Here is a 10,794-nt window from a genome sequence, read left to right on the forward strand (position 1 = left end):
CCTACCTGCTGTCCGGGGACGCCGTGAGGGCGGACAGCGCTACCCGGTCATCAGTGTACAGGTGCTCAACGAGGTCATCCGCCACCTGCGCGAGCCCCGCATCGCACGTGGCATCGTAGGGCCACGATGTTCTGGGTGTCTACGAGTGGTAGCTATCGTAGTGCCCACCTGTTCCAAGAAAGTAGGTGGATCCGATCCACGTCACGTCGTCCATCTGGGAGTCGGAGAGTGCGGGGCGGGCCATAAACAGTTTCGCCCGCGCGGGCCCGTAGCATTCCCGCGTGAAGTCGGCCACCTCCTATGCCTGCACCTGATCGTTGATGCGCTGCTGTCGATCTCCATATGCCGTAGATCCGTCCGGCAGGGATAGAGGCGACGGTGACGCCGGTCACGGCCTTGGAAATCGCGTGTGATCTTGCCCCTGTCTTCCCGACCCCGTCCTATTCGCAATAAAGCGCCTGCTCAGCTCCTGCAGCCTGGTGCCGCCGGAACTCCCGAGGCGAGCACATTTTCAGCGACGAGTGCGGATGCACCTCGTTGAAGTGCTCGAAGGCGGCCGGCGGCTGCGCCAGCACCGTCCGTGCGTCACGCAGGTCCATGCGGGCCACGTAGTCTCGTTTGAAGGTTTTGACGAAGCTTTCGGCTATGCCGTTGCTTTGGCGGGGGCTGCACACGGGCGTGTTGATTGGCTTGAGACCCAATGCTCTTGCCAACGCCCGCGTGTCGGCTGCGATGTAGGCCCCGCCGTTGTCGCTGAGGAACTCCAGCGCCTGGCCAGGTCAGCTTGATCGGGCGATTCGTTGGCTGCGTCTATGGCCGTGTCGCTGGCATCGGTAGTCGCAACTAGGCACGCTTTTCCAATTCGATGCGCGGCAGCTATTTCGAGCTGCCAGCAAGAATCCGCGCGAACGCCGTGAGAGTGGACTGTTCAGTAGATTTGAGTCTCCGGTAGAGACTCAACAGTTTGGTCTCTCGCGCATTGCGTGGCGCGACCTGCTCGAAGGGGCTACCTTCGCCCAACAGAATGAACTCCGCAGAGCATTCCAGTGCATCAGCCATCTTGAGGAGCGTTCGTGCGGTCGGCTGGCGCGAGGCGCTTCCTACGATGTTTGAAACTGCGCCTTGCGTGATCCCGATCATTGATGCCAACTCTTGCTGAGTAAGCCGTCGGACCACCAGTAGCCACCGAAGGCGCTCGCCGATGGTCATCTGCCGGAACTTCGCCATTGTTCTTTTGCACCCTTGCAATCCGAGCCTTCCGGAGCGGTAGCCCATGCTATGTCAGGTGTTGTCGCGTCATTCGGTAAGATAGCGCCGCCTTCGAGATGGGTATATGTGTGTCCTTGGGTGGTATCACAGTAGAAATACAATCAGCCACCTTTGATGTCGGCATGGCGGATGAAAAAAGTTAAATGAAATCAATTAATTACGCGGATTCGGCGAAGAGTCGAGTGCCCAAAGTAGGGTTCACGAGTCTAGGTTGCCCAAAAGCAAGTCTATTGATATCTGCTCGCGGGCCGTGCTGTAAGAGCGTCGCTGAGCATTCGGAGCGCTGAAGAGTGGAGGGGGTTTGACGATCCGTGCGACGATATCTGTGCCCCGTCTATCGGTATCCCCGCGTCTTTCGATTCCCTCCACGCGTTCGAGGCCTACTTAGTGGGGCAGGTGCTATCAACTCTGAAATCGCCACATCCGCATAATTGGCTGCTGTCGTGGTCGCCGTCTGAAACGGAGATCTGGGCAAAGGTTGGCTGTGAGTCGCCCCAGTCAGACCGTCGCTGGTGAGCCCATGCTGCAGTACCGGCGCCTCATGGAAGCACGAATCGAACTGTGAGCTGCTATGCCAACGTCCAAAATGAAGGCAAGAGGTTTCGATGTTGACCGTGTTCAGCTTGGCGACATCGTGCTCACAACGACCCGCAAGCTGAAGAGCCGGTTGATCCAGGTTGGTGTCCGCGCTGACATTTCACACGCCATGCTCTGCGTTGGCCATGCAAGCGTTATCGATTCGACGCCAGAGGGTGTTCAGGCGCGCAATCTGGCTCGGATCGTGATTGAGGCGGGCTGCAGTGCTTATGTCCTGCGGCCCAAGAAGCCACTGTCGGCAGACCAGTTGAATGAAGTAGTCGTATACGCACGAGGGCACGTTGGCGCGCGTTACAGCATAGGCAATGCCGTGAAGAGTCTGGGCCTTAAGATCGCCCCAGGCCGCCGGCAGTTCTGCTCCCGATTGGTGGCTCAAGCCTATGAGGCTGCCGGGGTGTACCTGTCTCAGAATCCCGCATTCTGTACACCGGGAGACCTCTTGAGGTGCGAGTTGTTGGCACCCGTGGTTGATGCAACGTTCGAGCTTTCTCCTGAGCAGGAGGCGGCTCGCAGGGAAGCGGACCCTGTGCAGGAGATGCGTGATGCCACCAATGCACTGCTCGATAGCGCTCGCAAGATTGCACCTTGCATTGAGTCCTTGAACGACATTAATGCGCACCTGATTGAGCATCCCCAAGACGACGCTCGGATGGTCGAAGCAATTCACGCGTCTGGATACCTGGAACTATGGCGTACTCAAGTAGCCAGAACACCGTGGCACTATGACGTGGACCAACTGATAGCGCACCACGTGCCGGAGTCGGCGGCGCAAGACTACTGTGCAGATGTGGTCGAGGAGGAAGTTCGAAACCCTAATCATTACGCCCCGATGCGTTCAGCGTACATGCTTTATCACATGCGGTACCCACTGGAGTATTTCCGCTTGAAGGTTGAGCTCTATACAGTCTTGGCGAAGAAGCATGCGCAGCGGCTGAGAGTTGCTATCACTTTTCTTGAGCGCAAAGGCCTGCTGACTGCTGAGTACAAGCCGCCAGTAGTGCCACACACCCTCGAGTGGTATCTGTCTCTCGCCGAGTGGGACCCTCGGCTGTCACTCAAGGTGGCTCAGGCAGTGCAAGCAGCGGGAGAGAACACGGCCATATGCACTATGTGTTCGAAAGAGCCCACCCGGGACTACATCGCGGCCTCTCCGCCTCCGGCGGGACCAGGAACATACCGGCTGTGCGATGAGTGCTACATCAGCCACTCAACGGAAGAACCGCTGAAGCCAATATCCGCGAACTGATGAGCTGGTCGCCGACCGGCGTTGGCAACTGTTCGATTGCTCAAACGCGCTACCAAACGGTTCCGCTGGTGCTGGCGGTTTTCGCCAAGGGACCCTGCCGCAGCGTTGTGGACCTAGCGGTCGCTTCCCCACTGCGGGCAACATCGCTCCCGAACATTCCCACCATGACCGAATCGGGCTTCCAGGGCGTTGAGGCGGCCGTGATCTTCGGAGTGGTGGCACCAGCGGGCACGCCCGACGCCGTGGTCTCCAGGCTCAACCAAGAGATCAACGGCGCGCTCAAGCAGCCGCAGTTGCGGAAGTCGCGGATCGACCAGGGGCGATCCCCGAATCCATGGGCGACACCGTGCCCGCGTTTGCGAGCTTGCTCAAGGACGAGCGGGCGAAGTGGGAGCAGGTCGTCAGGGATTCGGGCGCTTAGGTGGATTGAGCCGACACCTCGGTTCGACCGTCTGCTGGATGCCATTCATGTCACGGGAATGGGCCTAGGCGCTGTTGGGGCATGGGACGGACTTCGGCCTCGCCGCGATCAAGTGTCCCGCTATCGCTCGCGGCTGCTCTCAGCAAGGAGAGCAGTCAGTTAAGCCAAACTCTGAAGCGACTGCTTCAGACTGATATCCACGGGTCAAGTTCTCGCGCCTAATGTTGGCTACATAGAAAACGTGACGCCTGCGCCTTCGCGAGAGCACGGATGTCAGCCTGCAAGGTGCGAAGGTAGCGCGCTCGATAGCTACTTTGCAGACCGGCGCTTCCAATCACGAGGGATAAGGCCCTCGCCCGACGCTTTGGTCCAGCGCTCCTTCGTCGCTGACACATAGCGAGGATCCGACGGAAAGTAGGCATGCTCCAGCAGAAGTACTTGCAAGCCGCTGCGTGCCTCAACCTCTTTGAAGAGGAAGTCGATGTGCTGTCGCATGGCCACATAGTCCTCGTCATCAGAAATCGAGATCTCATCCGGTCGGGATTCATCCAGGTCAGCGTCGACCTCGGCGACATCCTCATCCCCTTCGTCCTCAACTTTATCGGCACCGCGATCCTGATTGGGGAAGTAGGGCCTGCTGAGCTGGTCGAGGACGATGACACCTGGTACGGGCCTTCGCTCGGTCTCGAAGTGCCTTTGCAGTCCAAACGCCAGTGCGACGTGAACTGCCAGCCAATTTTGATCCGAACCTAGATCCGCCATCGAGAGCACCGCACGTTCAGGTCCTGCCTCAATGACAGAAACGGAAGGCTCGCGAGCCGAGAAGATGAGCTCTGCATCAACACAAGGCTCAACCTTTGGCAACTTTGAGAAAACTTCGGAGGCGTACCGTGAGACGGCCGCTTCGGCCCGACGCATGCGGATGCGTCGGTTGTCAGCGTCAACCTTCGCTTCTAGTTCGGCAATTTCATCTCGCTGCTTAGTTAGGTCCTTGGCTGGTTTCAGGAGCTGGTCGTCAACGGTTTCGAGGAAATATGTCGCTTTGCCGCGGAAGAAGGATTGGAGCTGAGCAAGGTCGGAAAATTGCTTGGCCTCAGCAATCTGATTCAGCGCGGACGCGACTCCAGCATCGAGTTCCCTTAACAGCCCGCTAAGCTCTTCAATTCGCTTCTTCAACTGCTCCGACGCTTCACCGATCTGCGGCCTAAGACGCCCAACTGCGCTTGTCTCAGCACGAATAGTCTCGAGTGATTGCCTCATGGCGACGGCGATCTCGGCGCCAGCATCCGTTTCAGAATCGCAGACCGGACATTTCCTGGGTACGTCCATCAGATGGAGGTGCTCGGCAATCCGGAGCTTCTGGTGCTGCGTCCCTACTGCAGTTTCGTAGTCCAACGACTCCTGTTCAGTGATGGTTAGCGCTCGAAGCTTGCGCTTAGCCTGGTTCAACTCTTTCAGTGTGGCTTGGCGGCGCTCCTGTAAGAAGTCAAGCTGGTCAGCCCCCGGGTATTGCAGCGGTCGAGCTGTTGGCGAAGCTGCCCTGTGCAACATGTTGATAAGAAGGGCTTCGTCAGCTTCTTCAGGCAGGCGCTCAACAAGTCCAAGTTGCTGCGCTTCACCAAGTAGTACCCGAGATCTCTGCTTTAGCAAGCTATCCTTTGCAACGCGGGCCTCTTCACGAGCAGCATCGATCTCCAGAGCTCTGCGTGCCTGTCGAAGGCGACGCTCGGCCGCCGCAGTTGACCCAGTCACCACGCCCAGGAAGTAGGGCATGGTAGAGATGATGAGAGGTGCTTTGCGGTTGTCGTCAAGCCCGTGAAGCAGTACCGTCTCGCTGTCGATTACCTCCTTGGTGACGAACATGTATGGCGTGAACTGGCGAACTGACGGTCGGTCAAGTGAGTCTCTTTCGGGTGGCTCGGAGTCTCCTGCAGGCATCGTCTCGATGCCAAACGCCTCTCCCAGCCTGGCCTTGCTGACTGCTACAAGTCCTCTGCCTTCAAACTCTTCCACGGAGCGAGGAACCTTTAGGTTCCTTCCCGTAGTCACATACATGTAGGAGTGTGGAGCCTTGCCGACAAGCGGGACTTGACGGCACGAGATCATCTCATCGGCACCTCTTATCCACTTGACTCCGACAGCAACGCAGCGGCGACGCACGTAGACAGGAAGCTGGCACTTTGACGATCCCAGGCAATAGTCCAATGCCTTGATGACCGCCGACTTGCCCGTTCCAGATGCGCCAGTGATGATGTTCACACGGTCAGCGTCCAGTTCGATGATTCGGAAAGCGCCTTCCTCACCGATGAAGAAGACGCTTGCGATGTTCCATCGCTTCATACGGAAACTCCTAATGCTTCCAAGACGGACCTGGGCGAGCCCATGCCAGCCATCCAAATCCCCAGCAGGCGGGCCCGCTTCAATGCAGCACCGGTCACGCCGGTCGTCACTGCTGGTGGTAAGGTCTTCCGAGTACTCTCAACGCCACCATCCGCTGTGAGTTTGAAGATGCCGGCGATGCAGCCAAAGCGAATGGCGGCCGTCGTGATTTCTAGCGTCGAGTTGACTTTCTTTGCCAAGTCGACTGACACCGTAGGGTTTCGGCTCATCCACAGGGTGAACCCGGTCTCGCGGTTACAGCCATCAAAAGTTGGTGCCAAGTCTTCCGAGATTGCCAGGGGTACGACTAGGTAGACCAATGCGATTGCCGGGCGGACATCAGGCCTTGCCGATTGGTAGGCTAAACAAAAATGCGCTAGCACCGCACCGCAGAATGCTGGATTGGTCTCGGCGAAGACGTCGCGCGCAGCGATCATGCACTGCCCTTCAATAGGGTCACGTAGTCAGGGTGCCAGCCAACACTTTGGTCAACCGCCAAAACCTGATAGCTGCCACGCACGTAATAGGAAGAGTTCCAATTTTTCGCGAACGGATCAACTTCTTTGTGGGCTTGGCTGAATGACCACTGAAAGATCCCCAACCCTGCGGCCCGCTTCTTGTCTTCCGCGGCAGACTGATGTTGCTCGGCCATCGGCGCGTGTCGGTATTTCCACTCTTGCACCAGATATTTGTCGTATCGATCAATACGCACTGCCATGTCCATTCGCTCAGTCATCCATTTGTGGCGCTGAGACCTGGCCTTCCATTCTTCATGTTGCGCTGACTGAATCTCGGACTTGGTGCAGTCCACGAGTTGTAGCTGCGTGGCGATCATCGACGGCGGATTGTGGTCGTCGGGTGGGAACTCGAACTGAAAGTCAGCGAGCAGTTCGTCGCGTGCAAGTTCACCAGCCATCTCGAGCAATCGCTGCAGGACCTCGAGTCTGGTGATGAATCGTTCCCTCCTGCCGCAGAACGAGTAAACGATCTGCAGATCCCACCACTCCACGAGGCGCTGTGAAATCGCTTCACGCTGGTCCGGAGGGAAGTTCGTAAGCGCGTTCGTGATGTCAAGTTGAATCTTATTGATGTCGGGCGCAGCAGGCTGGATTGTCGCTCTGGATATGAGCTTGCTGCGGGTCGCCTCCGGGAGAGCGAGAAAGGCAGAACAGCCTGATAGCCGCTCGACGTGCGGCAAGGGGGTCCTACCATTTGCCTTGGCTGTAGCGTGCTCATTCACTACGCGCTTGGCCTCCGCTTCCAGGCTTTTCAGGAGATCGGTGCGTGAACTCTTTTCATCAAGCAGAGGCGCTAGGACGCTACCCGGCGGTAACGGAGCCACGGTGACAAGTTGGAAGCGCGTGTCGTCAAGGCTTAGCTTTGGCAGCACATCGATCCATGCTCTGAGTGTCTTCCAGAGGGCCACGGAGGCAAGGCTCACTCCGGTAGGTTTCTTGCTCAGGGAGTGCTTCAGCTGAAAGAGCAGCGATCGTCCGTTTAAGGAAATCTCCACATCGTCTAGACGCTCCAAACATACCGTGGCGTCGTCTTCAACGGCTTTGACGACGGCCAGTAAACCATATAGCGATTGATAGTAAAACCCAAGCGCCGCATCAATAGCGGAGTGATCATCTGTTGTGATTGCCGTCCCAGAACTCACGTCTTCCCCCTGGCACTATGCCCTTTCAATGCGGGCGCGCTGTTTCCGCATACTTTAACAACGTTCAGGACATCGCTGAAGCATCGGTTGCAATCACTCGCTCGGGCGTTCTAATCCCTCACGAACTGTGGAAATGGTTGATAAGGGGATAAATCCCACGATTGTTTACATCAGTCAGCGGCCGACCGTATAAGTCGATGATCGCTTCGTGTGATTAAGAGGGCGCTTAGCTTCTGATGGCGAACGACGACAGCTGACGCGCAGCAGTTGATTGAAACAATGTTACGAATGATGCCAACGGGTCTGGAGGCGAGTTAGATCATTCGCCGCACCAGTATCCTTGCACGCATGTTCATTGAGCTCCACAGGTCATTTCGGCCACTGATTGCTGACCCAACCGCAACTGCGTCCGATGGCTCGGAGCTGGTTCCATCATTAACCAGCCTCAATTGGGCGGATGTTTTGGAGCTCCGACGAGTCGTGATTCTGTCGGAGGCGGGTGCTGGAAAGACCGAGGAGATCAGGCACGCTGCTCGGTCCCTTAGAGAAGACGGGAAGATCGCTTTCTTCCTCCGCCTCGAGCACATCTTCACTTCATTCGAGGCTGCTTTTGAGGAAGGCACCCACGACGAGTTTGAGACCTGGCTTAAGTCGAATCAGCAATGTTGGCTGCTGCTCGACTCCATCGACGAGTCGCGTCTGCGCGACCCGCTGGACTTTGAGGCGGCGGTTCGGACCCTTGGCCGCCGGCTGAGACCGGCGCTGCAACGGGTAAGTTTGATCCTTACGGGGCGCAGTGCTGCATGGAGACCTTCCACGGATCTCGCCCTGTGTTTGCGCCATCTGCCGTATTCGGCCCCTATCGAGTCGGCCGTGACGGAAGAATCCGTCGATGAGTCGAGAATTGTTCGAGCTACGCCTGTGCGTTCGCCCGATCCGATCCCCGCTCCATTCACAATTGTCTCGCTGGAAGATCTGTCGGCCGCCCAGGCTCGGGTGTTCGCAACAAAGGCCGGGGTCCGCAACGTCGACGAGCTTTTGGATGCAATTGAGCGTGCTGACGGCTGGTCCTTTACGACCCGGCCACTTGACTTGAAAGAGCTGCTGGAGTTCTGGCAGATCAATGGACGGATCGGCTCACGCCTCGAACTACTGAGGGCTAGCATCGACCGACGGCTGCAGGAGCAGGATCATACCCGCGACGAGCAGAATCCCCTCACGCTCGATAGGGCACGCGCAGGTGCACGACTGGTTGCCGCGGCTTGCACGCTGACACATCAACAGACCATCGCGGTCCCAGACCGATCCAAGAGCGCTCGAGGTCTTCAACTGAATTCGCTCCTTAGCGATTGGTCGGCGAAAGAGCATGCGACCCTCTTGCAGCGTCCGATCTTTGACGAGGAGATCTACGGCACTGTTCGTTTCCATCATCGGTCTGCCCGCGAGTACCTCACTGCGGAGTGGTTTGCCGAATTGCTCAAACGGAACACATCCCGCAAGGCCGTTGAAGGCTTGTTCTTCCGAGAGCAGTACGGTCTCAATGTGGTTCCTCCTGTTCTACGTCCGATTCTCCCGTGGCTGGCTGTCCTGGACCAGCAGTTTCAAGAGCGGGCGCTTCTTGTTGCGCCCGAATTGCTTCTGAGTGATGGTGACCCCAGTCGACTACTTCTGACGACGCGCCGGCGTGTTCTTGACGCAACTTGCGCCCAGCTTTCTGCGGGTTCGCAGCGCCCACCAGCTGACTACTCAGCCATTCAGCGCTTCGCCGCCGACGATCTTGTGCCAGACATAAAGCGGCTTCTGGCTAAGCATAAGGATGAGGAGTCGCAAGTCTTTCTGCTGCGCATGATTTGGCAGGGGCGGCTCACCCCACTGCTTCAGGAGTCGTTGCACATCGCGATCTCGCCAACTACAGACACATACCCGCGCAAGGTGGCTATTCGTGCGGTTCGCGCGGCGGGGACGGAGTGCGAGCAGGCATCGGTCAGGGCAGCCTTTGCGCAGGAGGCCCCTTTACTCAACCGCGAAGTGCTTGCGGAACTTCTCGAGACTGCACCCCGGTCTAGCGACACCTTGCTCTGGCTCTGCGATTGCCTCGAGCGCGTAGCGGCGTATCGGATGTATTCGGCGGACTACCTGCAGCACGAAATTTGCGATTTTGTCCAGCAGCTCCCGCTTCCAGAGCTTGGGCTTCTGATCCAGCAGTTCAACCGGTTCCTCAAGGTACAGCCCGTCATTGAAAGAGGTGAGTGTGATATCTCAACCCGAAATGTCTGGCTGCTCAAGCCGGCTGCACAGGCGTTGCATCGCTTAGCGAAGGAACGACATGAATCTGTCTTCAGTGCAGATGCTCTGGCACTCCTGCAAGCGCTTCCGAATGCTAGGCATTACGATGTCCTCGACAGTGACGATAAGCTGGATTTAGGCGCGCTTGTTCAGGGCTGGCCCGATCTCAATTTCGCATTGTTCTGGCACACGATCGAAGCCACTCGACGGAAGGTTGAAAAGAAGGGTGAGCGTGTCGCGGACTGGTGGCGAGGGCAAATCTGGCCGTCGTTTGTCGGATTCACCGCTGCTGACTTCGAAGACGCGCTGAAATTCGTATCTTCTCGAAGAGTGCAAGATGACAAGCTGGTCGCGTTGTCCCTGGCGTTCAGGCTATATGTGGAGCTTGGCCGGCCCGCCGCTATCCGTAATCGCCTCAAGGCTGCTTGCAAGGGAGAGTCAGCGCTTATTGAGCGGCTTCACACGCTGCTGCACCCGCCAGCACCGTCCGCGCAAATCGCTGAGCTCCGCCGTATGGACGCCGACTGGAAGAGGCGGAGTAAGGCGCGGGCCGATCGAGAGAGCAAGAGCCGTGAGACGTGGCGCAACCATCTTATGGCAAACGTAGACAAGATTCGCGACCCGGGCCTCGGACCGAAAGCAGTGTCTCGAGACCAGTACCACTTGCTCAACGAGATGCGAAAAGCCGAGAACAGTGTGACTACTCACTCTAAATCGGCGTGGCGTTCACTGGAACCGGAGTTCGGCGCCGCAGTTGCGCGCGCGTTTCGGGACGGCGCTGTGGCGTACTGGCGTCGGTATCGTCCCGGCTTGGCTTCAGAGGGGGCTCCTTTAAATTCAATCCCGCTCGAAGTTGTTTTTCTGGGCTTGCCGGCCTTGCAATAGAAAGCGCAGAGACCGAGAGTTGGGCCGCTCGCCTCAGCGATGAAAGATGTG

At 57.7% G+C, this 10,794-nt stretch carries 7 protein-coding genes and 2 pseudogenes; 3 read left to right on the top strand and 6 right to left on the bottom strand.

Annotated elements, in window-relative coordinates; translation table 11 throughout:
* Positions 1–79: 79 nt before the first annotated feature.
* The 3 genes and pseudogenes from AC27IO_RS03555 to AC27IO_RS03565 form a co-directional block, all read right to left on the bottom strand.
* A pseudogene (locus AC27IO_RS03555) lies at positions 80–410 on the bottom strand (conjugal transfer protein TraG N-terminal domain-containing protein); the annotation flags it as partial.
* Positions 411–440: 30 nt separating this feature from the next.
* Positions 441–773: pseudogene (locus tag AC27IO_RS03560) on the bottom strand (integrase core domain-containing protein); the annotation flags it as partial.
* Between the two features lie 103 nt (positions 774–876).
* Positions 877–1,275 carry a helix-turn-helix domain-containing protein gene (locus tag AC27IO_RS03565; protein WP_323544815.1) on the bottom strand — a complete coding sequence of 133 codons (399 nt, stop codon included), beginning with the start codon at positions 1,273–1,275 and terminating at the stop codon, positions 877–879.
* 565 nt (positions 1,276–1,840) lie between these two features.
* On the opposite strand from AC27IO_RS03565, the gene AC27IO_RS03570 reads away from it, so the two are divergent.
* Together AC27IO_RS03570 and AC27IO_RS03575 are read left to right on the top strand one after the other, a co-directional pair.
* Entirely contained in the window at positions 1,841–3,112 is a 1,272-nt protein-coding gene (locus AC27IO_RS03570) for a YiiX/YebB-like N1pC/P60 family cysteine hydrolase (RefSeq protein ID WP_498737338.1), read from the top strand.
* Positions 3,112–3,696 carry a tripartite tricarboxylate transporter substrate-binding protein gene (locus AC27IO_RS03575; RefSeq protein WP_498737340.1) on the top strand — a complete coding sequence of 195 codons (585 nt, stop codon included), beginning with the start codon at positions 3,112–3,114 and terminating at the stop codon, positions 3,694–3,696. The genes AC27IO_RS03570 and AC27IO_RS03575 overlap by 1 nt, the downstream gene beginning before the upstream one ends.
* Positions 3,697–3,842: 146 nt before the next feature.
* Here AC27IO_RS03575 and AC27IO_RS03580 read toward each other — a convergent pair whose 3' ends face one another.
* From AC27IO_RS03580 to AC27IO_RS03590, 3 genes are read right to left on the bottom strand one after another with little or no spacing between them, the layout of a single operon-like run.
* Positions 3,843–5,873, bottom strand: coding sequence for a DUF3732 domain-containing protein (locus AC27IO_RS03580; protein WP_498737342.1), 2,031 nt, complete (start codon positions 5,871–5,873; stop codon positions 3,843–3,845).
* The gene (locus AC27IO_RS03585; RefSeq protein WP_498737344.1) at positions 5,870–6,349 is read right to left on the bottom strand and encodes a three component ABC system middle component; all 480 of its coding nucleotides are present in this window, start codon (positions 6,347–6,349) and stop codon (positions 5,870–5,872) included. Before AC27IO_RS03585 ends, AC27IO_RS03580 begins: the two co-directional genes overlap by 4 nt.
* A complete protein-coding gene (locus AC27IO_RS03590) occupies positions 6,346–7,572 on the bottom strand; it encodes an ABC-three component system protein (protein ID WP_498737346.1) in 1,227 nt (408 codons plus the stop codon). The genes AC27IO_RS03585 and AC27IO_RS03590 overlap by 4 nt, the downstream gene beginning before the upstream one ends.
* Positions 7,573–7,920: 348 nt before the next feature.
* Between AC27IO_RS03590 and AC27IO_RS03595 the strand changes: the two genes are divergently transcribed.
* Complete coding sequence (locus AC27IO_RS03595) at positions 7,921–10,743, top strand: NACHT domain-containing protein (protein WP_498737348.1); 2,823 nt, start codon at positions 7,921–7,923, stop codon at positions 10,741–10,743.
* Positions 10,744–10,794: the final 51 nt, after the last annotated feature.

It is taken from the genome of Acidovorax sp. KNOB132 (assembly GCF_057541515.1).

What these genes read in the sequence shown, in the direction of transcription:
- AC27IO_RS03575 (WP_498737340.1), top strand. Translation starts at nt 3,112, where the DNA reads ATGAGCTGGTCGCCGACCGGCGTTGGCAACTGTTCGATTGCTCAAACG.
- AC27IO_RS03570 (WP_498737338.1), top strand. Translation starts at nt 1,841, where the DNA reads ATGCCAACGTCCAAAATGAAGGCAAGAGGTTTCGATGTTGACCGTGTT.
- AC27IO_RS03595 (WP_498737348.1), top strand. Translation starts at nt 7,921, where the DNA reads ATGTTCATTGAGCTCCACAGGTCATTTCGGCCACTGATTGCTGACCCA.
- AC27IO_RS03565 (WP_323544815.1), bottom strand. Translation starts at nt 1,275, where the DNA reads ATGGGCTACCGCTCCGGAAGGCTCGGATTGCAAGGGTGCAAAAGAACA.
- AC27IO_RS03585 (WP_498737344.1), bottom strand. Translation starts at nt 6,349, where the DNA reads ATGATCGCTGCGCGCGACGTCTTCGCCGAGACCAATCCAGCATTCTGC.
- AC27IO_RS03580 (WP_498737342.1), bottom strand. Translation starts at nt 5,873, where the DNA reads ATGAAGCGATGGAACATCGCAAGCGTCTTCTTCATCGGTGAGGAAGGC.